Annotated in this window: 24 protein-coding genes and 1 CRISPR repeat array (1 of these 25 only partly in view); of the genes, 17 read left to right on the forward strand and 7 right to left on the reverse strand. The window is 34.5% G+C overall.

The window, feature by feature from the left end; all coding sequences use genetic code 11:
* Positions 1-13 precede the first annotated feature (13 nt).
* The 5 genes from VFM92_RS16025 (at position 14) to tsf (ending at position 3,543) form a co-directional block, all read left to right on the forward strand.
* Positions 14-727 carry an RluA family pseudouridine synthase gene (locus VFM92_RS16025; protein WP_325123243.1) on the forward strand — a complete coding sequence of 238 codons (714 nt, stop codon included), beginning with the start codon at positions 14-16 and terminating at the stop codon, positions 725-727.
* A 199-nt stretch (positions 728-926) separates the two neighbouring features.
* Positions 927-1,370, forward strand: a complete 444-nt coding sequence (gene rplM / locus VFM92_RS16030) for a 50S ribosomal protein L13 (protein ID WP_325123244.1) — start codon at positions 927-929, stop codon at positions 1,368-1,370.
* 11 nt (positions 1,371-1,381) lie between these two features.
* Positions 1,382-1,768 (forward strand): 30S ribosomal protein S9, encoded by a 387-nt coding sequence (gene rpsI / locus VFM92_RS16035; protein ID WP_325123245.1) that lies wholly within the window; start codon positions 1,382-1,384, stop codon positions 1,766-1,768.
* 33 nt (positions 1,769-1,801) lie between these two features.
* Positions 1,802-2,596 (forward strand): 30S ribosomal protein S2, encoded by a 795-nt coding sequence (gene rpsB, locus VFM92_RS16040; RefSeq protein WP_325123246.1) that lies wholly within the window; start codon positions 1,802-1,804, stop codon positions 2,594-2,596.
* A 116-nt stretch (positions 2,597-2,712) separates the two neighbouring features.
* Positions 2,713-3,543 (forward strand): translation elongation factor Ts, encoded by an 831-nt coding sequence (tsf, locus tag VFM92_RS16045; RefSeq protein ID WP_325123247.1) that lies wholly within the window; start codon positions 2,713-2,715, stop codon positions 3,541-3,543.
* Between the two features lie 97 nt (positions 3,544-3,640).
* Here tsf and VFM92_RS16050 read toward each other — a convergent pair whose 3' ends face one another.
* From VFM92_RS16050 to VFM92_RS16070, 5 genes are read right to left on the reverse strand one after another with little or no spacing between them, the layout of a single operon-like run.
* Positions 3,641-4,264, reverse strand: coding sequence for a TIGR04282 family arsenosugar biosynthesis glycosyltransferase (locus VFM92_RS16050; RefSeq protein ID WP_325123248.1), 624 nt, complete (start codon positions 4,262-4,264; stop codon positions 3,641-3,643).
* Positions 4,257-4,742, reverse strand: a complete 486-nt coding sequence (locus tag VFM92_RS16055; protein WP_325123249.1) for a rhodanese-like domain-containing protein — start codon at positions 4,740-4,742, stop codon at positions 4,257-4,259. Before VFM92_RS16055 ends, VFM92_RS16050 begins: the two co-directional genes overlap by 8 nt.
* 16 nt (positions 4,743-4,758) lie before the next feature.
* Complete coding sequence (locus tag VFM92_RS16060) at positions 4,759-6,057, reverse strand: hypothetical protein (protein WP_325123250.1); 1,299 nt, start codon at positions 6,055-6,057, stop codon at positions 4,759-4,761.
* Between the two features lies 1 nt (position 6,058).
* The gene (locus VFM92_RS16065) at positions 6,059-7,534 is read right to left on the reverse strand and encodes a cellulose synthase family protein (protein WP_325123251.1); all 1,476 of its coding nucleotides are present in this window, start codon (positions 7,532-7,534) and stop codon (positions 6,059-6,061) included.
* Between the two features lie 2 nt (positions 7,535-7,536).
* Positions 7,537-8,226, reverse strand: coding sequence for a glycosyltransferase family 2 protein (locus VFM92_RS16070; protein WP_325123252.1), 690 nt, complete (start codon positions 8,224-8,226; stop codon positions 7,537-7,539).
* Positions 8,227-8,416: 190 nt separating this feature from the next.
* On the opposite strand from VFM92_RS16070, the gene VFM92_RS16075 reads away from it, so the two are divergent.
* Positions 8,417-8,809 (forward strand): Hsp20/alpha crystallin family protein, encoded by a 393-nt coding sequence (locus tag VFM92_RS16075; protein WP_325123253.1) that lies wholly within the window; start codon positions 8,417-8,419, stop codon positions 8,807-8,809.
* Between the two features lie 163 nt (positions 8,810-8,972).
* On the opposite strand, the gene vapC is transcribed toward VFM92_RS16075, so the two are convergent.
* Entirely contained in the window at positions 8,973-9,314 is a 342-nt protein-coding gene (vapC, locus tag VFM92_RS16080; protein ID WP_325123254.1) for a type II toxin-antitoxin system VapC family toxin, read from the reverse strand.
* 24 nt (positions 9,315-9,338) lie between these two features.
* Positions 9,339-9,521, reverse strand: coding sequence for a type II toxin-antitoxin system VapB family antitoxin (locus VFM92_RS16085; RefSeq protein ID WP_325123282.1), 183 nt, complete (start codon positions 9,519-9,521; stop codon positions 9,339-9,341).
* 355 nt (positions 9,522-9,876) lie between these two features.
* On the opposite strand from VFM92_RS16085, the gene VFM92_RS16090 reads away from it, so the two are divergent.
* The 11 genes from VFM92_RS16090 to cas2 all read left to right on the forward strand — a co-directional run bounded on the left by VFM92_RS16090 (position 9,877) and on the right by cas2 (position 20,299).
* The gene (locus tag VFM92_RS16090) at positions 9,877-10,764 is read left to right on the forward strand and encodes a helix-turn-helix transcriptional regulator (protein WP_325123255.1); all 888 of its coding nucleotides are present in this window, start codon (positions 9,877-9,879) and stop codon (positions 10,762-10,764) included.
* A 47-nt stretch (positions 10,765-10,811) separates the two neighbouring features.
* On the forward strand, positions 10,812-11,594 hold the full coding sequence (gene cas6 / locus VFM92_RS16095; RefSeq protein ID WP_325123256.1) for a CRISPR-associated endoribonuclease Cas6: 783 nt from the start codon (positions 10,812-10,814) through the stop codon (positions 11,592-11,594).
* Between the two features lie 197 nt (positions 11,595-11,791).
* On the forward strand, positions 11,792-12,409 hold the full coding sequence (locus VFM92_RS16100) for a hypothetical protein (protein WP_325123257.1): 618 nt from the start codon (positions 11,792-11,794) through the stop codon (positions 12,407-12,409).
* A gap of 76 nt (positions 12,410-12,485) precedes the next feature.
* The gene (cas6, locus tag VFM92_RS16105; protein ID WP_325123258.1) at positions 12,486-13,142 is read left to right on the forward strand and encodes a CRISPR-associated endoribonuclease Cas6; all 657 of its coding nucleotides are present in this window, start codon (positions 12,486-12,488) and stop codon (positions 13,140-13,142) included.
* Between the two features lie 55 nt (positions 13,143-13,197).
* Entirely contained in the window at positions 13,198-13,782 is a 585-nt protein-coding gene (locus VFM92_RS16110) for a hypothetical protein (RefSeq protein ID WP_325123259.1), read from the forward strand.
* Positions 13,782-15,929, forward strand: a complete 2,148-nt coding sequence (gene cas3 / locus VFM92_RS16115) for a CRISPR-associated helicase Cas3' (protein ID WP_325123260.1) — start codon at positions 13,782-13,784, stop codon at positions 15,927-15,929. The genes VFM92_RS16110 and cas3 overlap by 1 nt, the downstream gene beginning before the upstream one ends.
* Positions 15,926-17,242: a hypothetical protein gene (locus VFM92_RS16120; RefSeq protein WP_325123261.1), complete on the forward strand. Its 1,317-nt coding sequence runs from the start codon at positions 15,926-15,928 to the stop codon at positions 17,240-17,242. The genes cas3 and VFM92_RS16120 overlap by 4 nt, the downstream gene beginning before the upstream one ends.
* Positions 17,243-17,302: 60 nt before the next feature.
* Entirely contained in the window at positions 17,303-18,364 is a 1,062-nt protein-coding gene (locus VFM92_RS16125) for a CRISPR-associated protein Cas7 (protein WP_325123262.1), read from the forward strand.
* A gap of 64 nt (positions 18,365-18,428) precedes the next feature.
* Positions 18,429-18,941 carry a CRISPR-associated protein Cas4 gene (gene cas4 / locus VFM92_RS16130; protein WP_325123263.1) on the forward strand — a complete coding sequence of 171 codons (513 nt, stop codon included), beginning with the start codon at positions 18,429-18,431 and terminating at the stop codon, positions 18,939-18,941.
* Between the two features lie 23 nt (positions 18,942-18,964).
* A complete protein-coding gene (gene cas1b, locus VFM92_RS16135; protein ID WP_325123264.1) occupies positions 18,965-19,969 on the forward strand; it encodes a type I-B CRISPR-associated endonuclease Cas1b in 1,005 nt (334 codons plus the stop codon).
* Between the two features lie 66 nt (positions 19,970-20,035).
* Positions 20,036-20,299 (forward strand): CRISPR-associated endonuclease Cas2, encoded by a 264-nt coding sequence (gene cas2, locus VFM92_RS16140; RefSeq protein WP_325123265.1) that lies wholly within the window; start codon positions 20,036-20,038, stop codon positions 20,297-20,299.
* Between the two features lie 214 nt (positions 20,300-20,513).
* Positions 20,514-25,216: a CRISPR direct-repeat array (repeat unit 30 nt; unit sequence CTTTTAATCGCACCATACTGGAATTGAAAT) (it continues 995 nt past the right edge of the window).

Consider the following 25,216-nt stretch of genomic DNA (forward strand, 5'->3'; position numbering starts at 1 on the left):
ATTTAATTTTAGAATGTATTACAAATCATTAAAACCTCTCATCATTGATGAAACAGAGGATTATATATTTATTAATAAACCACCCTTTGTTTCCACATTAGCGGATAGAAATGACCCTGTAACCATATTATCATTAGTAAAAAAACACAATAATGATTATCAAATCTGTCACAGATTAGATAAAGAAACATCTGGGGTTTTATTGGTTGCAAAAAATGCTGAAGCTTATAGAAATGCTTCTATGCAATTTGAGCACCGACAGGTTGAGAAAATATACAATGCGATAGTCGATGGTCTGCATCAATTTAAGGAGGAAGAAGTGAATTTACCATTGCACACCACGGCATCAGGTTATGTAAAGATTTCTCATAGACAGGGAAAAAATGCTAGAACAATTTTCAATACAGTTGAAACTTACAAAAAACATTCCTTAATAGCTTGTAAACCCGAAACAGGTAGAATGCATCAAATCAGGGTACACTTGGCCTCTTTAAATGCTTCCATCACAGGAGATGAAACTTATGGTGGGGAAGCTTTGTATTTATCCTCCTTTAAAAAGAATTTTGTGAAGGGTAAAGAAAAAGAAGAACAACCTATAATTAAAAGATTTGCACTACATGCAGTTACCATAAGTTTGGCGGATTTAAATGGTCAAATTATATCAGTTGAAGCACCCTACCCTAAAGACATAGAAGTGGCACTTAAGCAATTGAGAAAAAATAGATAATCTTAAAAAGGCATTTTATTTTGAAAAAGCGTAAAACAAGGGGTAAATCAATGCGATTTTTTTCGTAGGATGTTGTTTTTCAATTAATAAGCTTCTATCTTTGTGTCCCTTTTAGCAGGTAGTTCGCCCGATCACAAATGTTCACTATCTGTAAAAAGCTAATTAATAAGGAGTTAAGAACTAACAAAAAGAAAAAATAGTGGATACGCTTAGTTACAAAACCATCTCGGCAAATAAAGCAACAGTTGAAAAAGACTGGGTTGTAGTAGATGCTGCAGGAAAAGTATTAGGTAGATTTGCCAGCGATGTAGCCAAAATTCTTCGTGGTAAAAATAAACCAAGTTTTACACCTAATGTGGACTGTGGTGATAATGTTATCGTTATCAATACAGACAAAATCCTTATGACTGGGAAGAAATGGGATGATAGAGTTTACCAACACTACACAGGTTATCCTGGTGGTCAGCGTGAAATCACTCCTCGCCAGTTGAAAGCAAAATCTTCTACTTTACTAGTGGAAAGAGCTGTAAGAGGTATGTTGCCAAAAAACAGATTGGGCAGAGACTTATTCAGAAACCTTTATGTCTATGAAGGAGCTGAGCACGGTCATGATGCACAAAAACCTAAAGTTAAAGAAATCTAAAAAATCAATAGATGGAAATCATAAACACCATTGGTAGAAGAAAAACATCTGTTGCAAGATTGTATATGCAGTCGGGCAAAGGTGCTATTACCATTAACACAAAAGACATAAAGGATTACTTCCCTACTGAAATTCTTCAAGCAATCGTTAACCAGCCATTTGCTACAACAAAAACTGAGGGGTCTTTTGACCTAAAAGTTAATGTTGATGGTGGTGGTGTTTCAGGTCAAGCTGAAGCTGTACGATTAGCAATTTCTCGTGCTCTTTGCGAACTTGATCCTGAACACAGACCAGCATTGAAGGCTGAGGGATTCCTTACTAGAGACCCTAGAATGGTTGAACGTAAGAAATACGGACGAAGAAAAGCGAGAAGAGCATTCCAGTTCTCTAAACGTTAATTTTTTACACAACAATTATAAATTTAAAAACTTATGGCTAAGCTTGAGTACAACGACTTACTTGAAGCTGGTGTCCATTTCGGACACTTAACAAGAAAGTGGGATCCTAAAATGGCTCCTTACATTTTCATGGAGCGTAATGGCATCCATATCATTGACTTGAATAAAACGTTGGCTGCTTTAGATGAAGCATGTCATGCTATCAAGAACCATGTTCGTTCTGGAAAGAAAGTTTTATTCGTTGCTACAAAAAAACAAGCACAAGACATTGTGATGGAAGAGGCAAAAAGATTAAATATGCCTTATGTAGTGGATAGATGGCAAGGTGGAATGATGACCAACTTTGCAACTATCAGAAAGTCATTGAAAAAATTGGCTAACATCGATAAGATGCAAAAAGAAGAGTCATATCTTAATCTTGCAAAAAGAGAAAGATTGATGATTCAGAGAGAGAAAGAAAAAATGGAGAGAGTTTTAGGCGGTATCGCTGACTTGAACAGACTTCCATCTGCACTTTTTGTTATCGATATTAAAAGAGAGCACATCGCAATCAAAGAGGCTCAGAAATTAAACATCCCTGTTTTTGCAATGGTGGATACGAACTCTGACCCTACTCAAGTTGATTATCCAATTCCTGCTAATGATGATGCCTGGAAATCAATCAGCTTGATTCTGAAATCTTTCGGAAAAGCAATTGAAGAAGGTTTGATGGAAAGAAAAGCTGAGAAAGATGATGCTAAAATGAAACAAGCTGAAGAAGAGAAAAAAGCTGTAGATACTAAAGAAGAATCTAAAAAAGAGGAAGCTTCAGAAAAATCTGCTGAATAGAATTTCTAATGAACAATATTGAATAAATAAGTAATTGAACATCGGACTCGTTTCGGTGTTCAATTTTTATTTAACCCTTTCCATAAAATTATTATTAAACTTAAAATCAATTAAGCATGGCTATTACAGCACAAGAAGTAAAAAAGCTAAGAGAAATAACAGGTGCCGGCATGATGGATTGCAAAAAGGCATTAACTGAAGCTGATGGTGATTTTGACAAAGCCATTGAATATTTAAGAAAAAAAGGACAGAAATTATCTGAAAAAAGAGCAGATAGAGAAACCACCGAAGGGAACGTATTCATCAAAACGAATGATGACCAAACTCAGGCTTTCTTAATTTCTTTGACTTGTGAAACTGACTTCGTTTCTAAAAATGAGGACTTTCAGAAATTCGGTAATGCAATTATTTCTAAAGTTGCAGCTGAAAAGCCTGCAAATATTGATGCTTTAAAAGCGATTCCTTATGAAGATGTTACTATCGGAGAAAAAGTAACAGAAATGGTTGGGAAAATCGGTGAAAAAATCGAAATCAGCCACTACGAAACTTTAGCAGGTGAGAAAGTAGTTTCTTACGTTCACGCTGGAGCTAAATTAGGCGTTTTGGTTGCTTTGAAAAACACTGGTGGTGTTGATGTAACTGAAGCTGGTAGAGATGTTGCAATGCAAATTGCTGCTATGAATCCAGTTGCTGTTGATAAAGATGGAGTTGATTCTACTATAATCGAAAAAGAAATCGAAATAGGAAAGGAAACTGCGCGTCAAGAAGGTAAGCCAGAAGAAATGTTAGAAAAAATTGCTCAAGGAAAATTGAATAAATTTTTCAAAGAAAGTACTTTATTACCTCAAGCTTTCGTAAAAGATAATAAAACTTCTATTGCTCAATACTTAGATACAGTTAACAAAGGGATGACTGTTACTGAATTCAAGAGAGTAGCGATTGGATAATTAAGATCCAAGATTCTAGAACCTAGATTCTAGATTTTAGATATAAGATAAAAAGCCTTTGGATAGTATATTCAAAGGCTTTTTTGTGTTTAAGGTGTTAGTTCAAAAGTTGCTTTACAATGGTATCAGGAATTGATTTTAAATCATCATCATTATCAATGTCGGTCAACTCCTCCAGTAATTCAAATTTTAAGTGTAAATTTTTGAAATCTTGAAGAGTATCAAGAGCTACGGATTCAGTACTCCAATCTTTATTTTGAAAAAATTCAGGATGTAATTGATTCATGCCTAGCAAATAATATCCACCATCATTACTTGGGCCTAAAACTGCATCTTTATTTTCTAAGGATTTGAAAGCATGCTCTATGACTTTCTCATCCAAAGCATAACAATCACTTCCAATGATGCAGACTGACTCGTAGCCTGCCTCAAATGCTTCTTCAAAGGCTGATTTCATTTTTATTCCCAAATCAGGATTTTGATTTTGTAAATGTTTGAAGAACGGTATTATATTAGGCCATAAATCGTTTTCATCTATAAAAGAAGAGTAATAGATTGCTTTATCGGCATTTACATTTTCAACCACTTCCTTGGTACGAATAAGCATGTTTTGATAAAAATTCAATGCTTTTACATCGCCTATGGTGGCAGCTAATCGGGTTTTACATTTTCCCAATTCTGGATTTTTGACAAAAATAATGAGTAATCGCTTCTTATTCATAAACCTTGATTCCTTTTCCTTCTTCCAACCATTTACCCCACCGCTTATTGTAAGTATGCACGCTATCGGTTACTTCCCCTTCTTGGTTAACTACATCAAATCCTTGATTTTTCCATTGGAAAATGCCACCATACATATTGCTAACATTTTCATATCCTGCTTTCTTAAGCTTCTCTCCTATTTTCTCACTCCTATAACCCACAGAACAATAAACGACTACTTCTTTATCCTTTGGTATGTCTTTCACCTGAGAAATATCAAAGTGGTCGTATCCTACAAATTTAGCATTGGGTAAATGACTAACAGTAAATTCTCTTGCTGATCGAGTATCTAAAATCACTACATCCTTGTTTATCAGTTTCTCTTTTACTTGATGTGGCTTTACAAGAGGCACTGTATTGCTATAAAGCGATTGTAGCTTTTGGTCGTAAGACTGCTGGCCACAAGCCACTAAGGATTGTAAAAATGAAAATAACATAATATTGAGCCAGATTTTAAGCATGTAGTGTTTTCCTAATATTAGATTTCTGTATAAGTTCAAATACGATGAAAGTTATCAATGAGATGTATTCAACCGCAATTATACCTAAATGTTCTTGATAACCTGATTGAGAATAACCCCAATAAGTGAAGAAAATGGTAAAACTCCATAAGACGGGAAATTTATAATTACTTAATATCCCTAAAACCAAAATTGGTAGAACATACCAAGGATGAACTGTGGTTGCCAATAGAAAGTAAATGATATAAGTCCACAACATTCTTTCGGGCAATTTCATTTTTGATGAAGCAATCAAACTGAATATGACCATACCAAAAAATGCTAAAATACCCATCAATGGGCCTGCAGTGGCAATTATGTTATAACCCTTAAAAGCAAAACCAACTTCACGAATCAAATAATAAAGGCTTGCATTGAATTCAAAATTTTGGAAATAGAGAGAAGTACTGGTCAAAATTCCTTCAATTGCATCAGAAAATAAAAAGGGGAGAAAACTGATGATTGTCACTAAACATACCAATAAAACAAACTTTATATATTGCTTCAAATCTAACTTTTTGAAAAAACTTGCTAGCAAAATTAAGGGGACTAATTTAAAGCTTATAGCCAATCCCAGCCCCATAGCACTCTTAAAAACATTTCTCCTTTCAAATTCATAAATAGACCAAACCAGAAAGAAAATCACAAAAGCCTCAAAATGGAGGTTTCCGGTTAATTCTAAAATCACAAGTGGATTGAAAGCATATAAAATCAATAATTTTGAGTCTTTTCCATACTGTTTCAAGACTTTGGGAAGCATAATTAAAGTGCTAATCTCAGCTAATATTATAAACAATCGAATAGTGAGGATACCCAAAATTGTGTTTTCAACTATACCTCCAATAGCAAAAATCAATTGATTGAGTGGCGGATAAATGCTGTAATAATGAGGTGAATTAAGCTGAGCGAATAATTCAGGACTCAAAATATTTTCCTTAGAAATGACTGAAGGTAAATAAGCATAGGCATCCACTCCTTCCCACCATAATTTTCCATCCCAAAGAAAGCGATACACATCTTCCGATAAGTTTGGAGTCAACAGCAATAAAAGTAATCTGAAAATGATTCCAAAAGCAATTATTTCTTTTAAGGTGAAATCATTTTTTCTATCCGCAGAAAATAAATAAAGAGCAAAAAGTATTACAAATTGGCCAATCAGAAGTGTGCTTTCGTATCGAAAAGTAAAATAACTGATGCTGATGAGCAATGTGCCAAAAATCACAACGGCTATATACTTCCAATAAGTCTTCAATTTATTTGAGTTGTGGTTTTACCGAATGATAAAATACCATTAAAAACCCCATCATCAACATTAAATGGAAAATGATTAGTCCATAATCACCTAAGCTAAATCCTAAGAAGATGGCAAAAGCAAAATACAAGGCCAGTAACAATTCTAAAACACTAAGCCAGCTGAATTGCAATTTGATATATTGATTATCCTTCCAGCTTTTATTCTTGTCAGAAATATTGAATTTGGGCGTACGTATAAATGCTGATTTGAAACCGAGCAAACCTTCAGCTACTGCCAAGGCATTATGCAAAGACAAGCCCATGGATACCGTGATAAAAATTGGAAAAGTTTTAAAAAAATATTTACCGTGTGCTTTCCCTTTCATGAGATGCTTATTGGCAACCCAATAGAAAATGGCGATTGAGAAAAATCCTAATAAAAATACGCTTCCAATCTGGAATAAAATTGCTAATTCAGGATGAATACTTTTAATCCAAAGCATAGGAACGCTAAGCACAGCAGTAATCAAAATTGCAATAAATATTGAGCTATTGAATAAATGGAAAAATGCATGTAGTTTATTAAAGAATCCAATCGGTGCTTTCAAAACTTTCAGAAAATTCTTTCGTGCTGTTTCTGCTCCTCCTTTGTTCCATCTAAATTGTTGAGATTTAATGGCTGGCATTATGATCGGCAATTCAGCGGGAGATTCTATATCTTCCCTATAAAGAAATTCCCACCCCTTTAATTGCGAACGATAGCTCAAGTCCAAATCTTCTGTTAAGGTATCGGCTGACCAGCCTCCAGCATCTTCTATTGTTTTTTTTCGCCATACTCCGCCTGTTCCATTAAAGTTTATGAAGGAGCCCGCTGTGTTTCTACCCACTTGTTCCACTGTGAAATGTGCATCTAATCCGAAAGCTTGTAAGCGAGTGAGAAGTGAATAATCTTTATTGACATGACCCCATCGAGTTTGAACCACCCCAATTTTTTCATTTTGAAAATGAGGAACGGTTGCTTTCAAGAAATGGGGCTGCGGTAAAAAATCAGCATCGAAAATTGCTATGAATTCAGCATCCGTCATTTCCATACCATATTTTAAAGCACCTGCTTTAAAATCGACCCGGTCGGCTCTTCGGATGAGTTGAATATTTTTACCTTTTGATTCCCAATAGTTGGCTTTAGCTTCTAGCATTTCAGTTGTTTCATCAGTAGAATCGTCCAATAACTGAATTTCAAGTGATTCATTGGGATAATCTAATTCACAAACTGCATCAACCAGTCGGTTGACCACATATTTTTCATTATATATAGGCAACTGCACACAAACTTTTGGATAATCTCCCTTCATTTGTGGTGTTTCTACAGCTTGTTTCTTTTGCTTTTTCTTAGCTTTCAGATAATGAAAGGTCAGGTGCAGTTGTCCTAAACTAAAAAAGAATATAAAAAATAAGCTGAGCCCATAAAGTACAATAATAAACCACTCCCAAATCATGCTTATAAATATTTAAAAATGGTATATAAAATTTTATATCCTGCCATAATTGTTCCATATACTGTGCCTGAAACCTTAGATTTCCCAATTCGGTTTCTATATGCCATCGGCACTTCCGAACATTTTAATTTCATTTTGGCTGCTTTAACCTGCATTTCTACTGTCCAGCCAAAGGTTTTATCTTGCATATTCAATTCAATCAATTTATCAAATCGAATCGCACGAAATGGACCCAAATCTGTAAAGCGATAACCATAAAATAGATTAATTAACCTTGTCGCAAGCCAATTTCCAAAAACCTGCGGGAAAGTCATGCTTCCCCCTTCTCTTTCTCCAAGTGCTCGTGACCCAATTACCATATCCATTTCTTCTTTCAAAATCGGTTCCACCAAATCAGGTAATTGCTCTGGATAATCAGAATAATCCGCATCCAAGAAAACAATAATATCAGGTTGTTGAGTTTTGGACTTCACATATTCAATTCCCTTCAAACAAGCATTACCATAGCCTTTTATAGGCTGATCCAAAACCAATGCTCCCTCTTTCTCTGCAGACTGTCGAGTTTGGTCTGTAGAATTATTATTAATTACCACAATCTCTTCCACCCACGCTCTGGGAATGGCCTTCACCACCTTACCAACGGCATTTTCTTCATTGTAGGCAGGAATGATGACTACTATTTTTGAATCCATTTACTTAATTAAACTGCAAAAGTACAAATTCGCTAGTTTTAATATGTCTCTGTATAGACAAAATTCAAGAATAAAACGGAATAATTGTCAGTACAACCTTGTCCACTACGCCATAATGGCTTAATAAATTAAACAATCTACTTTGGAATAAGTTTTGACCACAGTTGATAGATTATAAAATTCAAAAATTATGAATTTACTAAAAAACAAAGACGTATTAAGAAATCTACTTTTTCAAGGCGACCAATTAAACACTTTGGCGGGTGGAGTTGCAAAAATAGATTTTAAAATTGAACATCTAGAAGATGGATTCTCTATTATAGTTCAGGCACCAGGAATTGCAGCAGAACAATTGAAAGTTATTTCTGACCGTAGTTCATTACAAATCTTTGCGACTATAAATCATCCGTCAGAGAAATTTGGAGTTATGATCCCATTATTTTATAGAAAAGTGGATTTACCAATTTTTGCAGATACGGATGATGTTGATGCAGTTCACCATGATAGTCGTTTGGAAATTTTTGTACCGATAGGTAAAAACAGCACTAGCAGTAAAAAAGAAATTAAAATTCAACAAATATAAACCTGCGTGCAGGCTTTAAGTCTGCATTGAATTCATATGTAGTAAATCCTCACCTTAACATAAACTGTTATGAGATGAGGATTTTTTATTTATCCTAAAACCTGCTTTGAAAGTATCATTACTTTAACCAACCAATCAATTAGAACCGTTAAAGGGTGGTTCCTTAAGAAATTGCTTTAAAATCTTTATCTCGATGAAAAAGGTAAACATCTGCATTTAAAGCATAGGCGGCAATTAAACAATCGTAACTTTTTCTGACCGTTATTCCTTCTTTTCTTACATTAAAATATAATTCAGCGGCTTTTAGCGAGACTTGAAAAGGGTCAAATAGAAGTTTTATCAATCCATTTAACAAATCTTTTAATCTATTTAAATCCATTTGGTGTTTTACGCCTTGCAGAATCTCCTGATAAATTGGTGGACAAATACATACCTTATCTTCTTCGAGTAACTTAAGAACTTTATTTTTGGTTTCTAAATCAGTCCCATTAAGAAAATAATCCAAATGCTAGGGCTAATTATTACCATTTTAATCTGCTCTCATTTTATTTAAATCGCCTTCCCAAGTCACTTTACCTGCCAAAGCAGCTAATTCATCTCTTTTAATTTTTTTCAGGTAATTTTCTAGTGCTTGTTGAACTGCAGCTTTTTTAGTTCTAATTGTTCCTCTTTCCATAATCTTATCAATCAAACCTGACTCGATTTCAATTATTAGTTATCATCTTATTGGTTATTTATTTAAACAAAAAAAACAAGTTTTATCCACAAACAATTCAAAATTTGGACAGTGTACTAATTAGGACAGAGATTTCTCAAGTCAAAATCCTATAATTTAAATCTGGAATACGATTAAGTCCCTCTATTAATTCATTGCTATTCATGCCATGACTCGAGTCATATAATGAATTTGAGAGCATTGGAATGAGGAAACTGAGGTTTACAGTTTGTAATAAACCAAACTATTGTAAAAAGCATATCTTCTATCCTTAATAATCCTACTTTTATCGAAAACAATTCCTTTCCTATAAAATTATCGGTTACCTTACATATATTTCAATTGCAACCAAATGAGCCAACAACCCCGCTTCCTTAAACTATTACGCTTAATTAGCCTTCTATCTTCTGGAAGAAAATATACTGTAAAAAAACTGGCAGCATTTTTAGAAGTTACCTCAAGAAGTGTCTATCGAGCTTTTGACACACTGGAAGAAGCCGGGTTTTTGTTAGATAAAGATTTTGAAGATCAGTATTTTCTACATGAAAATCTAGAATCGAGATTACATCCAAAATTTAGTCCTGAGGAATTGGAATACATCAGGCAGTGGGCTGGAGCACTAAAAGAACACCCCACCATGAATAGCATTTTGCTTAAGCTCTTTCAGGATAGTGAGCTCCCTGCTGTTAAGGAAATATTGATGAAAGCCCGACTGCAGCAATTAGCCGAAAAATGCAAACATGCTTTAGAAGATAACAACCAGGTTTTGATTAAAAATTATCATTCAGCAGAAAGTGGTGAAATTAAAGACCGTTTATTGGAAATCATAGAAATAAAACCAGATTACCGAAGTCTTTTAGGCTTCGAAATTGAAAGTAAACAATCTAAAATATTCAAACTGGAGCGAATGGCGGATGTCATCATTCTAAAGACTAAAACCCAACACCATTCCCATTATCAAAAACCTTTAGTAGATTTATTTGGCATGTCTGGTGATCATGAAAGATGGATAGAACTCCATTTAAGTATGAGAGCCTATCATTTAATGCGAGAAGAATTTCCGGCAACTGTAGATTATCTTCATCATGAAAATGATAACTATTTTTTCCATGGTCCAATCAGAGCTAATGAAGGAATAGGAAGGTTTATTTTGGGACTTCCTGGTGAAATCAAAAAAGTGAAAGACGATAAATTATTAAACTATATGAAAGAAAAAAGAGCAGTAGAAAAGTGGGTATGACGCTAATTGTCAATGATCTTTATAAAATTTACAGATAAATTAAAATTATGCGATTTAAGATTAACCTTAATAGAAGCGGAAGTGGTAAATTTTTACCGATAAATTATCAGTATGAGCTTTCCTCATTAATTTATAAAATTATAGATCGGGCTGATACTGATTTTGCTCAATATCTACATAATAACGGCTATACTGTTGCTGGAAAAGCATTTCGGTTATTCAATTTCTCACGATTAAGTTTTGATAAATATAAAGTGTATGGAGATGAAAAACGGATAGAGCACCAAGGGCAATTCGCTAGTTTCTATATAAGCTTTTTAGTGGACAGAGCAGCTGAGGAATTTATAAAAGGGTTATTTATGAATCAGCAGCTTCAACTGGGAGATAAAATCACACAAATTCATTATGAAGTAAGTGGAATTGAAAGCTGTGAACGTCCAGTTTTTCAGGAGAAAATGAGGTATAGATGCCTCTCCCCTATTTTAATAAAACAAAAGCGGGCAGATGGTGGCGAAAATTATTTACAACCAAAAGATAAAGATTATGCTGAAATCTTAGCTTACAATTTATGCAGCAAGGCACAAGCTTTCGCCTTAAATGCCGATGAATTAAACTTAGGACACCAAACACCTCAGATTGATTTTCAGCTAAACGGAAAAGTATATAAAAATGGGGTATTAATTAAACAACATACTAGTGCTGCCACTCATATGATTGCTTATATGTACGAATTTGAACTCACTGCACCGCCAGAGTTACACGAAATTGGCTATTATGCTGGCATTGGGCATTTGAACAGTCAGGGTTTTGGGTGTGTGGAGGTGAAATAGATTTTTTATAAAGACCCGCAAGGTTTGATAAACCTTGCGGGTCTAGGATGGAAATAGCAAAGGCTTCAAAAACCTTGCGGGTTTCAGTTATTTTAAAGTAGCATTAATATTATTTCATGAGTACTGTTTGAATAACAGCTAATCCCGCAAGGTTTATGTATAAAAATCTTACAAGTTTAAAAATAAACTAAATAAGAATGGCAAATAAGAGAGAACCTTTTTTACCGGATAATTTATACCATGTTTATAATCATGGAAATGGGGATGAAAACATATTTCGAAGCGAAGGAAATTATCATTACTTTTTGATGAAATTTAATCAGTACATATCTCCCATAGCGGATACTTTCGCCTATTGTCTGATGCCCAATCATTTTCATTTTGCGCTTTACATCAAAGAGGAAAGCAAATTGACTGAGCATTTCAAGGATAAGCTGTCAAAAAACCCGCAAGGTTTCGAAAACCTTGCGGGTCTGATAAGCAGAAACTTCAGCAATTTGCTAAATGCCTATGCCAAAGCATTTAATAAGATGTTCGAAAGAAAAGGGAGTTTGTTCTTGGATAATATTCAAAGGAAGAAAATAAAAGATGAAAACTATTTCACTCATTTAATTCACTATATCCATTATAACCCTGTTCACCATGGATTTGTGAGGGACTTAAATGACTGGAAATATAGCAGCTACCATGCATTTTTAAGTGAGAAAAAGACAAGGTTAGAAAGGGAAAATGTATTGCAATGGTTTGGAGGAAAAAATGATTTTGAAAAATTCCATCAATGGAAACCTAAGGTAGATTTTGAAATAGAATTGTAAATATTTAAAAGAAAAACCCTAATAGGAAAACCCGCAAGGTTTTGAAAACCTTGCGGGTTTGGATGGGATTAAAATTATGAGATTAATACTAAGAATTTCAGCTAACACAAGCTCGGTGCCATTTGATTACCAAAAATATTTGGTTGGAGCTTTCCATAAATGGCTTGGTAAAAATGATTTACATGATGATGTTTCACTTTACTCATTATCCTGGTTACAGGGAGGTCAGAGAGTTGAAGATGGACTTGATTTTAAAAATGGTGCAGAATGGGCGATTAGCACTTATGATGTGGGGTTGCTTAAAAAGTTGATCCAAAATATTCAAGATGACCCTGAAATCAATTTTGGAATGAAAGTAGAAGGAGTGACTATTTGCCAAGAGCCACAATTTGAAACGAAACAAAGATTTATACTCACTAGCCCAGTTTTTATTAAAAGACAAGAAGGAGAAAGAACAAAATTTTATCTCTTTTCAGATAAAGAAAGTGGAGACCTAATGACTTCAACATTAAAAAGTAAACTAAAAAAAGCTGGTCTTAATCAAGAAGGGTTAAAGGTATATTTTGATCCTAATTATCAAAATCCTAAAACAAAGAAAATCTCTTTTAACGGGATTGATTGTAGGGCAAGTATGTGTCCGGTCATTATAGAAGGGAGTCAGGAACAATTGGCATTTGCATGGAATGTTGGGATTGGGAATTCAACAGGGATAGGATTTGGTGCTTTAAAATAGAAATTAAACAAACCCCAAGGTTTTGAAAACCTTGCGGGTTTAAAACATAGAAATTATGAACTATTATGTAGTTAAATATTCAGGTCCATTTGGTTTTATCAAACCATGGACGGCAGTACGGGATAGTGAAACTTTCAGTCAGCAATTTTTGACCCCTTCTATTGTTGAGGGGATTGAAAAGAAATTGTTTCCTGAAACACTAAGCATTTCGGGCATTAATAAAATCGCAGGGCATCGCATTTCTTATGATCAAGTATCTGGACAACAAGAAGTTATTCAAACCCGTGGTTGGAACTCTACAAAAAAAGGCAAGGAGTTTCTTTTTGACCGTCCCAAGGCTATTTTAATTAGAGGAGTACTTCAAAACCCAATTCTTCACCTTGCATTTTTGAATAAAGAAGATGCAATAAATACTGCAAAACAACATGTTTGCCTGTGTCGAAATGAAGACTTGTTATTCCCTGAATTAGTTTCTGAGAGTACAAAAGAAGAGTTTGAAACAAATGATGAAAAATATACCGGATTTGAGCTTGTATTTGAGAAAAATGAGAAATCTTTTTTAGTGGGCTACCATAGAGTAAGTAATGAACCAATGTATGGATGGATACGCGTAGTTGGACAACCTGTAAATGCCGTATAATGAATAGACTCCTAGCAAAATCAGGACCTGAATGGACTACACTCAAAGATCATTTGCTCCATGTCTCTTATGCAGCTAAGGCATTTGCCTCCTATCTGAAAATGGATGAAGTATTGGCTTACAATGGAGCTATTCTTCATGATATTGGCAAGGCACATACTGAATTTCAAAAAAGGTTGACATCATTAAGTAGAAGCTCAAAGGTTTTCAGGCATGAAATAAGCTCCTTACTATTTCTTTCTGCATTTCCAATTGATCAGCAAGCTCAATTAATAGAAATGGTTGCAGGACATCATAAATCTATAAAGAATGATGCAGGTGATAAAGGGTTGCTGGATTTGGAGGACGGCTATGATTATGAAGATTATCACATAGGTAAATGGAAAGAATGGAGTCCTGCTGCATTTGAACTACTAAATGATTTACGAATCAGTTGCGAGCCTTTCTCAGAAGATGTGGCAAGAGAAAACTTATTCATTGCAGTAAGTTATTGTCAGAAAAAATCAATAGAGAGAGGATTTTCAGAATGGAGGGGTTTACTCATGGGCGCTGACCATTATGCATCAGCTTTGATTGATGAAACACAAAATAAATTAGAAAAGGCTTTCAAAGTTCCTAATCTGGCTTTCTTCAACAGAACGCATAAGCTATATCCTTTATCGTTAAAAGATACCAATTCTCCCAAAAAACACACTATTGTGGTTGCTAGTACAGGAGCGGGCAAAACAGACTTTCTGTTTAAAAGAACGAAAGGAAGAGTTTTTTACACACTTCCTTTTCAAGCTTCCATCAATGCAATGTTTAAGCGTCTTGCACAAGATTTAGAACCAACTAATCCTGATCTGGATATCCGTGTATTGCACTCGGCTTCAATGGTAGTTAAAAGGAAAGGAGCTGAGGAAGAAACTGCACTGCAATCACTTTTTGGTTCATCTATTAAAATATTAACACCGCACCAGTTAGCTTCAATTGCCTTTGGAATGAGAGGGTTTGAAGCATTGCTATTGGATTTAAAAGGCTGTGATATTATTCTGGATGAGATTCACACCTATACAGGTGTTTCACAGGCTATCGTATTAAAGTTGGTACAAATATTAAATCAACTTGATTGTGGCATCCATATCGGAACTGCCACTATGCCTACTGAATTATATGCCAAAATTTTGGAAGTGTTGGGGGATGATGTTTTAGAGATCAAGTTAAGTGATGAAGAGATGGATCAATTTGATCGACATGAAATTCATAAAATTAAATCATTCAATGATGCTACTGAACGAATTGATCAAGCTATTGTAAAAAATGAAAAGACACTAATTGTATTTAATAGAGTAGCAAGAGCACAGGAAGCTTATTTGTCATTAAAAAATGAATATCCGGATGTTCCTATTTTACTACTTCATAGTAGATTCAAACGTGGAGATCGCAATGAAAAGGAAAAAGTATTAATGGGGTTAGATGAAGAAGGAAATTCTCTTGAGGAATTCAATACCTCATCCAAAGCTTGTATAGTAGTATCAACTCAAATTGTTGAAGTTAGTCTGGATATTAGCTTTGATTTAATGATTACTGAAACTGCACCAATCGATTCACTTATTCAGCGCTTTGGCAGAGTAAACAGGAAAAGAACAGCCGCTACAATTGGCAAAAATAAGCCTATTTACGTGATTCCGCCACCAGAGAATAAAAATGACGCTCTGCCTTACGATGTAGAGGTTTTAAAAAGATCATTTGAAATTTTGCCTGACAAACAAGTATTGAAGGAAAGAGAATTACAGGTGAAAATCGATTATGTATTTCCTACTATAGATTTTCTAAATATAGAAGAGCATGCTGTATTTAAAGCAGATGGAAAGATTTCTATTGATCAGTTAACGCACAGAAGTAAATCAATACTTTTTGAATTGTTAGAAATTGATTCTGTTTCCTGCATTTGTGAGGGTGATTTAGAGGAATATGAAAACTCCTATTTTGAGAGAAGGTTGGAGTTAGAAATACCTATTAGATATTATGCTGTACGCAATTTTAATCAAGCCCAAAAAGGAAATAAACCTTTTGTTATCCCAGACAAAGCTTATGAATACCATTCAGGATTAGATGTAAGAAAGATTTCAGAAAAGAATTTTGACGTAAACAATCAACTACTATGATACCATCAGTAATTGGGAAAACCTTTTTGAAGGCGTACAATGAGAAGTACAATAAACAACTTTCTCCAAAAGAATTTTTTGAAGAGGAATATTGGGAATTGTTCTACAACCATCCTAAATATCTCCAATGGGTAACAAACTCTCCTTTTGTTCAAATGAAGAAGGGACAAAAGCCTCATCTATTGACAGAAATTGACAGAAAGGAAAAATTGGAAAATTTATTTGAGAAGGCGGAGAATGAGATTCCTGATGCAAGCTTTGCTATAGGATTTCCTGCCTCTGAATCGAAAGAATTTGCCAGTACCTCAGGTTTAGTAAGTGAAGTGCTAATTCCTGTGAATGAAGAAGAAGTTTTTCTTTCATGGATTGGTAGCAGTCTAGGAATAGGTGTAGCAGGAGGATTTACTATTCTTTTTGATGATCCTGTCATTACATTACAAACTTATGAAGGGTGGAAAATATATCGTGACTATTTAAATGATCCCGTATTGCAAAAATTAAGAGGAAACCAAATCAATACATGGAATGGTCAGTGGTTAACTTATTCATTCAACTCAAAGGATTACAGAGAAGATTTTGATTTTTCAATGCTTACTGATTATAAGGTTTTTAAGGTAGAAACATCCTTGGCGGAGGTAAATACTGTAAACTGGTCTCGATTGTTTTTCAGTCTATCACTAGCATTTCCAGATAAAGAAATGATGGGCTATGTTTATGGATTTGGACAAACCAATAAAACCATTGGTTTCATTCCATTTCAACTAAAGTCTGGTAAAAAACTTTGGGAGATTTATCAACAACTGTTCGGGGGGCAAAAAGTAGATAAAAATATATTCGAAAGCCTATTTGGTATGCATATCAAAAGAGCTTGTGAATTAGGCAGTATTGGATTGCAAGCATTAAGACCCGAAGGTCTTAAAAAATATATGAAGGAAGATAAAAATCTATCCTTTAAAAAAGAAGAAGAATTAATCAATTATCAAGCATATAAAACCTGGTTAGTAGCTATGTTAACAAAAAACAAAGAAGAAATCACAGATTATACTATGGATTTAGCCAAAATAATCCAAAAGTATAGAGCAGGGGGCACAAAATTAGATCGAAAAACCCTCATTGAAAAGGAATTGTTTGCTTCTCCTTCAAAAAAAGGATTTATAGAAGCACTCACTAAGATGATTAAGGATTTGGACGGAGAAAACCTTATCAATATTAAACAGCTTAAAGACGAAGTGCACCTAATGACAAATGAAGAGTATGGTTATTTCTGTACTTTACTCAAATTTGACTATGCTTTTGTCGAAAAACAATCTTAATATTCTTTCCAAGCATTTTAAGTAGAATTATTATCAAAAAGAACAATTAAAAATATTATTATGAACACAATATATATAAGAACATTAAAAAGAGCCGAGCATACAGTTTTCAATGTTTCAGATGGGCAAAAATATTATTTTGACAGCCAATTTGGAAGAAGGATTCCATATTCAAGTGGTCAACAAGTTAAACGATCTTTGGTTGATGCACTTTGTGAAACTATCAATCAAATTCCTTCTCCCACCACTTTCCTATTTGATGTTACCAAACAGAAAGAATTGAAGGAAGGAGAGGTTTATGCAACTTGCGATCCAACCTATGCAGATCAGTTATTTGGGGGATGGATGAAAGCTTCTAAGGGAGGTAAAGAGAGAACTTTAAAAAGAAGAAGTCCTTTATCAATTTCAGCTATGAGAGCATTGCATCCATTACTTGCAGGATTAGATAGTGAAAATGCTTCTTTTGATAGAAGTGATAGACCAAATAATAAAGTAATAATTAGAGATGAAAAAGGCAATCAGCTCAACGAGGAAGAAATAGTTTCTTTACTTGAAGAGAAAGATAGAAGCATAAGTCGTAAATGGATACCAAACAACAGCAGAGCAACTGGGCTTTTCGTTTTTGATGTTGCAATTGATCTCAGACGTCTTTTTTCTGTAAGCATCAATCAATTAGAGCCTGAAATGTCCGATGAGACAATAGAAAAGCTAAAAGTAGAGGGTTGGATTGAATCAGAAAATGTGTTTGGTAAATGTTTAGTAGCACCAAAGGCTTTGCGTGAAAAATGGATTCCTGGTTTGGCTAAAGCAATCATCAACTGGAGAATTACCTCTAACCAATCACGCACCTTCAGTTTAATGGATACTCTAGCTCTTTCCATTAGTGATAATGCCAATTTAATAGCAGGGAGTATTCGAGCTAAGCTTTCTGAAGAAGATTCAAGAAAGGCTGATCCAATTGTTGATGAAAGTATTAATGGCGTAGATACTTTTGTGACACTTCAAGCAGGGGCATATATTCATACCAAAAGCGAAAAAGTTGATGCATTGGAGTCAGCAGAAAAAACGCTTGTAGCGCTAATGAAAGCATTCGACTACGAAAATCAACTAGAAAGAGAATGAAATTCATATGATTACCCCAAAAACCCGCAAGGTTTCCAAAACCTTGCGGGTTTAAAAGAAAAAAATGCCCATCACAGGTACCCATATCGCCTATTACCACACCTGCCATCGAAAGCTATGGCTATTTGCTCATGGCATACAAATGGAGCATACTTCTCAGGTAGTGGCAGAAGGAAAGTTGATAGGAGAAACTTCTTATGCCGAAAGAGCTCAAAAATATACTGAACTAGCCATTGACGGCATTAAAATAGATTTTTACGATTCAAAAAATAAAGTAGTACATGAAGTAAAGAAATCCGACAAGGTAGAAAAAGCTCACATAGCTCAGGTAAAGTATTACCTGTATATACTGGCTAAAAATGGGATACCGGATGCTTCAGCTATAATTGAATATCCTAAAATGAGGCAAAAAGAAATTGTGGAATGGCAGGAGGAAGACAAATCGGAAGTAGAAGAATGGATAAAAGGAGTAGAAGAAATTATGCATCAAAACGAATGTCCGCCATTAGTGAAATTAAAAATATGTAAAAAATGCAGCTATTATGATTTTTGCTATTCCGGTGAGCTAACGGAATAAGAGGTACACATAAAATTCTGTCAATGAAGAAAACCTACTACTTATTTAACCCAGGTCGTTTGAGCCGCAAAGACAACACCTTAAAGTTCACGCCTGTAGATGAAAATGGAAAAGAAGATAAGCCCAAATATATTCCCGTAGAGGGTGTTTCAGATTTATATTGTTTTGGTTCCTTGGATACCAACAGTGCGATGTACAATTTCTTGGGCAAACAAGGAATAAGTGTCCACTTTTTTGATTATTACGAGCATTATACTGGTAGTTTTCAGCCCAAGGAATATTTATTGGCTGGCAAAATGCAAATTGAACAAACTTCCCATTATTTAGACACCTATAAGCGACAATTAATTGCCAAAAGATTTATAGAGGGGGCATCTTTTAATATCACTAAAAACCTTAGATATTATCTTAACAGAGACCGAGAGGTAAATGATCATCTTGAACGTATTCTGGAATTAAGTCAGCAAATTGAAAATACTACCGAAATTCCTAACCTAATGGGAATAGAAGGCAATATCAGGCAGATTTATTATGATTCTTTTAACATTATTGTTAAAGATCATGCTATGGAGGGAAGAAGTAAACAGCCTCCGATGAATGAAATTAACGCACTTATTTCATTTGGAAATATGATGTGTTACACCCTTTGTTTGGATCAAATCTATCATACCCAACTAAATCCTACCATCAGTTTTTTACATGAACCTGGCTTTAGACGATATTCATTGGCATTGGATTTAGCTGAAATTTTCAAGCCAATTTTGGTGGACAGAACAATTTTTCGTATTCTAAATAAAAGGGAAGTGCAATCAAAAGATTTTGATTTCCATGTGAATAAGGTAGTATTGAAGGAGTCGGGGAAGAAAGCTTTTATTAGGGCATTTGAGGAGCGACTTAATGAAACCATAAAGCATAGGACATTAAATAAAAGTGTGAGCTATAAGCATTTGGTAAAATTGGAATGTTATAAATTGAGTAAGCATTTGCTAGGGATTGAAACTTATAAGCCTTTTAAAATTTGGTGGTAGCACAGATTGTAAACCCGCAAGGTTTCCAAAACCTTGTGGGTTTGTTTATGAAATAATTTTGAAACTATGTACGTTATTTTAGTTTATGATATGGGAAAGAAACGAGTAAGCAAAATGTTGAAGCTTTGCAGGGGATATTTAAATTGGATTCAGAATTCAGTATTTGAAGGAGAAATTACTGAAGTTAAGCTTAAAGAATTATTGAGCCGAGCCAAATTATTTATGAATACAGAGCAGGACAGTATAATAATTTTCAAAAGCAGGGAAGAAAGATGGCTGGAGAAGGAAATAATAGGCCAAGAGAAAAATGATCTAGATACCTTTCTTTAAAACTTTAAGTTGTCGAACATCTATTATACAAACTAGTTAAATTTAAAACTTTATGACTTTAACCAGAAAATCTACTCTCCCTCTAGCTTAAAGCAGGTTGTCGAAACCCCAATAAAAATCGGTTATTGCTGGTAGACAACTAGAGCATAAAATTTTAACCCTCCAATCATTTAATAGCCACAAAAAATAGCTACTTTTGTCAACAGCTCAACGGCTTTTAATCGCACCATACTGGAATTGAAATAAGGATGATTCTTTTGCGCATGTTAAAGCCTACTTACTTTTAATCGCACCATACTGGAATTGAAATTGGAAGGCAAGGTAAGCGATTATGCTTGGAGCACTCCTTTTAATCGCACCATACTGGAATTGAAATGGGCTTACAGATGAGTTGAATTCGAATATAAAAATACTTTTAATCGCACCATACTGGAATTGAAATAAAGTGAAAAACTTCAATTTTGAAGTATTGGCATGACTTTTAATCGCACCATACTGGAATTGAAATTTGTGTTGGTTGGGCTTTACAAGCAAAACTATGACACTTTTAATCGCACCATACTGGAATTGAAATAAAGGAATAATATCCGCATTACCCGAAAAAACAAAACTTTTAATCGCACCATACTGGAATTGAAATAAAATCAGAACCCTCAGCCAATTGAATTTTAATACCTCTTTTAATCGCACCATACTGGAATTGAAATACCGAAACAGCAATAGATGAATTTAATAGAAGCGTACTTTTAATCGCACCATACTGGAATTGAAATAATTAATAAAACGTTGATCTTGTGGGTTACCGTCTACTTTTAATCGCACCATACTGGAATTGAAATGGGGAAGAAAGCCCGGAGCTGACCGACCGCATAGACTTTTAATCGCACCATACTGGAATTGAAATTATAAAAGCGATTACAGGACATTGGGTATTGCCTCACTTTTAATCGCACCATACTGGAATTGAAATGGTGTTCAAAGAAGTTTTTCATATTAAGTAGCCCCCCTTTTAATCGCACCATACTGGAATTGAAATAAGGGGGAATTAGGCACGGAAATAATAGAGTAGACACTTTTAATCGCACCATACTGGAATTGAAATTTCGTATTCCTAAAAGCCGTAAAAAAGAAGCTTTGACTTTTAATCGCACCATACTGGAATTGAAATAAAGCAATTGAATATAATGAGACGTATTATACTAAACTTTTAATCGCACCATACTGGAATTGAAATACAATCCATAAGACACGGATATTCTCAGTTTTACGGTCTTTTAATCGCACCATACTGGAATTGAAATTAAACACGTGTTTTTACTTCTTTATTATGAAGCTTACTTTTAATCGCACCATACTGGAATTGAAATTTGCTTCCGGTTCTTTAGATGCTTCTGGACTATTTTCTTTTAATCGCACCATACTGGAATTGAAATCACTTAAATAATAAAGGAATAGACTTAATAAAACATACTTTTAATCGCACCATACTGGAATTGAAATAATACTGTGTTTTAACAACTTGCTAAAATCTCTTTCCTTTTAATCGCACCATACTGGAATTGAAATCCAGCTACGTTCTTCGATACTGATAGAGCAACTACTCTTTTAATCGCACCATACTGGAATTGAAATTTGGTTCTAACTCTTGAAGTTCTAAGGACAGCTTAACTTTTAATCGCACCATACTGGAATTGAAATCTAGTTAAGACTGTTAATAGCAGTCTTTTTTTTGTCTTTTAATCGCACCATACTGGAATTGAAATTTGTTCATTGGGTTTTTCATTATAGATTTTAAGTGCTTTTAATCGCACCATACTGGAATTGAAATACGAAAAGGCACCTGACTTTGTAAAGGGTAAACTTTCTTTTAATCGCACCATACTGGAATTGAAATTCGTGTTCTAATAAAGCTCTGTTAATCCTATCCCCTCTTTTAATCGCACCATACTGGAATTGAAATTTACTTAAACCTCATCAATCATTTGGAATTTTAAAGCTTTTAATCGCACCATACTGGAATTGAAATACTATAAAGTAAAGGATAAGTTTTTTGATAAGGTTACTTTTAATCGCACCATACTGGAATTGAAATTAGCCATAGTAGGATATTTAACTACTGTATTACCACCTTTTAATCGCACCATACTGGAATTGAAATAGAATATAGCTAGGTACTCATCTAATCCGCTAACCTCTTTTAATCGCACCATACTGGAATTGAAATCAATTTAAACAAGTAAATTATGATTAACACAGATTCCTTTTAATCGCACCATACTGGAATTGAAATTGAAGAAATGGTTCAATCCTTAAAAAAGGATAAATCTTTTAATCGCACCATACTGGAATTGAAATGACACACAACAGCACCTATACGCAACCTTGCCGCCTTTTAATCGCACCATACTGGAATTGAAATTTTGACCTACGGTGAACTAATAGGAAAAGAGCCGATACTTTTAATCGCACCATACTGGAATTGAAATCAAGAACAAAGGCGGACAAGAAGCCCATAAATTGATTCTTTTAATCGCACCATACTGGAATTGAAATCCGCTTTCAAATACAACTGTTTGCCCTACTTCAATACTTTTAATCGCACCATACTGGAATTGAAATTCCTCATTGTCTATCTCTTGGCTTAAAAATATTTCCTCTTTTAATCGCACCATACTGGAATTGAAATAATGACGCAGGTGTTTTGTATAGTATGCGAAATCAACTTTTAATCGCACCATACTGGAATTGAAATTTTGAATTGGTAGATCCATACAGTGAATAGCACATACTTTTAATCGCACCATACTGGAATTGAAATCAAATTTGGTAATAACCACAGGGCTAAGGTGAAGGCTTTTAATCGCACCATACTGGAATTGAAATACGATATGGCTAAAAAGCGTACGCCTTTAGGCTATGCTTTTAATCGCACCATACTGGAATTGAAATTTAAGTTAAGGACTTGTTCGCGTTGGAAATCAGAGTCTTTTAATCGCACCATACTGGAATTGAAATTTGGAAGCTTCATTTTAGTTGCTAATCCTAAGTGGACTTTTAATCGCACCATACTGGAATTGAAATAAAGCTTCATTTTCATAGCGCACTCCAATAAAAATGCTTTTAATCGCACCATACTGGAATTGAAATTTTTTAGAATCATATATTGCCAATCGAGCATTTCAGCCTTTTAATCGCACCATACTGGAATTGAAATCCAATCTGAGTGAGTGCATCAGCATCTAAGCTATCGCTTTTAATCGCACCATACTGGAATTGAAATAATGAATTCAATATTTTGATGAAGTAGTTCATCCTTCTTTTAATCGCACCATACTGGAATTGAAATAAGTTTGACGGAGAAATAGCCGTGCTGTACGACACGCTTTTAATCGCACCATACTGGAATTGAAATTCGACTTACCACGGAAAACAACGGATGAGGAATCAGTCTTTTAATCGCACCATACTGGAATTGAAATGCAATTAGCTAAGAGGGTTCAAATACTTGATAAGCGACTTTTAATCGCACCATACTGGAATTGAAATTCACCTCAGCCACTTGCACTGTAGCGGTAATCTTATCTTTTAATCGCACCATACTGGAATTGAAATAAGTTTTTAATATTCCGCCGCCAGCTAATTTAGCACCTTTTAATCGCACCATACTGGAATTGAAATACACTAAACCACAAACATTGACAGAGTTTATTAATCTTTTAATCGCACCATACTGGAATTGAAATAACATTATAACTGACCAATATGTTAATCAAGACATACTTTTAATCGCACCATACTGGAATTGAAATGAGTTTTCCTTCTATAGTCTCGTTTCCCTTCTCATCTTTTAATCGCACCATACTGGAATTGAAATGTGGTTATTGTGAATGATTTATTAGCTAAACTTAAACTTTTAATCGCACCATACTGGAATTGAAATATTGCATTAGCTTTAAATGCGCTTTCAATCTGAGCCTTTTAATCGCACCATACTGGAATTGAAATAAATATAATAATAGCTTATTAGCTACTCTTACAGCCTTTTAATCGCACCATACTGGAATTGAAATGCGATTAAAGCAACTGCCATTCCTACAAGTAGTGCACTTTTAATCGCACCATACTGGAATTGAAATCAGGTCAACATCGGCATCGACTGAAATATCACCTACCTTTTAATCGCACCATACTGGAATTGAAATCAGTTTTCCTTCTACGGTTTCGTTTCCCTTCTCATCCTTTTAATCGCACCATACTGGAATTGAAATTGAGATTAGGAGGAATAAAAATAATAGAATATAATTCTTTTAATCGCACCATACTGGAATTGAAATGTTGTTATCGTAAATGATTTATTAGCTAAACTTAAACTTTTAATCGCACCATACTGGAATTGAAATAGACGAACTACTCAATATTAAGCTATGAAGAGAAATCTTTTAATCGCACCATACTGGAATTGAAATTGATGGAGCCTAAGTTCTATAAAAACTCAGAAGGAGCTTTTAATCGCACCATACTGGAATTGAAATTTGCTTGGTCGGAAAATGGAAGGATGAATATCATGCTTTTAATCGCACCATACTGGAATTGAAATCAAAAGAAGTACAAAGCTGGTTATGAATAATCCTGACTTTTAATCGCACCATACTGGAATTGAAATTCAATTTCACTAAATCCGCCTCCGCTTTTTCACGCAACTTTTAATCGCACCATACTGGAATTGAAATCAGTAAGCCTAATTCAACGGACGTTCATGCGGTTAACTTTTAATCGCACCATACTGGAATTGAAATATTCCACAAACAATTAGAGTTAAAGTGAATGGTGCTCTTTTAATCGCACCATACTGGAATTGAAATAAGCTTATCGACATGCAGGTTTAATTCCTAATAGTCTTTTAATCGCACCATACTG

Origin of the sequence: Marivirga sp. (assembly GCF_035704835.1) — a bacterium.
Lineage (GTDB): Bacteria > Bacteroidota > Bacteroidia > Cytophagales > Cyclobacteriaceae > Marivirga.

What these genes read in the sequence shown, in the direction of transcription:
- VFM92_RS16050 (WP_325123248.1), bottom strand. Translation starts at nt 4,264, where the DNA reads ATGAATAAGAAGCGATTACTCATTATTTTTGTCAAAAATCCAGAATTG.
- VFM92_RS16110 (WP_325123259.1), top strand. Translation starts at nt 13,198, where the DNA reads ATGAACTATTATGTAGTTAAATATTCAGGTCCATTTGGTTTTATCAAA.
- VFM92_RS16070 (WP_325123252.1), bottom strand. Translation starts at nt 8,226, where the DNA reads ATGGATTCAAAAATAGTAGTCATCATTCCTGCCTACAATGAAGAAAAT.
- VFM92_RS16090 (WP_325123255.1), top strand. Translation starts at nt 9,877, where the DNA reads ATGAGCCAACAACCCCGCTTCCTTAAACTATTACGCTTAATTAGCCTT.
- rpsB (WP_325123246.1), top strand. Translation starts at nt 1,802, where the DNA reads ATGGCTAAGCTTGAGTACAACGACTTACTTGAAGCTGGTGTCCATTTC.
- VFM92_RS16125 (WP_325123262.1), top strand. Translation starts at nt 17,303, where the DNA reads ATGAACACAATATATATAAGAACATTAAAAAGAGCCGAGCATACAGTT.
- VFM92_RS16065 (WP_325123251.1), bottom strand. Translation starts at nt 7,534, where the DNA reads ATGATTTGGGAGTGGTTTATTATTGTACTTTATGGGCTCAGCTTATTT.
- VFM92_RS16075 (WP_325123253.1), top strand. Translation starts at nt 8,417, where the DNA reads ATGAATTTACTAAAAAACAAAGACGTATTAAGAAATCTACTTTTTCAA.
- VFM92_RS16025 (WP_325123243.1), top strand. Translation starts at nt 14, where the DNA reads ATGTATTACAAATCATTAAAACCTCTCATCATTGATGAAACAGAGGAT.
- cas6 (WP_325123256.1), top strand. Translation starts at nt 10,812, where the DNA reads ATGCGATTTAAGATTAACCTTAATAGAAGCGGAAGTGGTAAATTTTTA.
- cas4 (WP_325123263.1), top strand. Translation starts at nt 18,429, where the DNA reads ATGCCCATCACAGGTACCCATATCGCCTATTACCACACCTGCCATCGA.
- cas6 (WP_325123258.1), top strand. Translation starts at nt 12,486, where the DNA reads ATGAGATTAATACTAAGAATTTCAGCTAACACAAGCTCGGTGCCATTT.
- cas1b (WP_325123264.1), top strand. Translation starts at nt 18,965, where the DNA reads ATGAAGAAAACCTACTACTTATTTAACCCAGGTCGTTTGAGCCGCAAA.
- VFM92_RS16100 (WP_325123257.1), top strand. Translation starts at nt 11,792, where the DNA reads ATGGCAAATAAGAGAGAACCTTTTTTACCGGATAATTTATACCATGTT.
- cas2 (WP_325123265.1), top strand. Translation starts at nt 20,036, where the DNA reads ATGTACGTTATTTTAGTTTATGATATGGGAAAGAAACGAGTAAGCAAA.
- rpsI (WP_325123245.1), top strand. Translation starts at nt 1,382, where the DNA reads ATGGAAATCATAAACACCATTGGTAGAAGAAAAACATCTGTTGCAAGA.
- cas3 (WP_325123260.1), top strand. Translation starts at nt 13,782, where the DNA reads ATGAATAGACTCCTAGCAAAATCAGGACCTGAATGGACTACACTCAAA.
- VFM92_RS16055 (WP_325123249.1), bottom strand. Translation starts at nt 4,742, where the DNA reads ATGTTATTTTCATTTTTACAATCCTTAGTGGCTTGTGGCCAGCAGTCT.
- tsf (WP_325123247.1), top strand. Translation starts at nt 2,713, where the DNA reads ATGGCTATTACAGCACAAGAAGTAAAAAAGCTAAGAGAAATAACAGGT.
- VFM92_RS16120 (WP_325123261.1), top strand. Translation starts at nt 15,926, where the DNA reads ATGATACCATCAGTAATTGGGAAAACCTTTTTGAAGGCGTACAATGAG.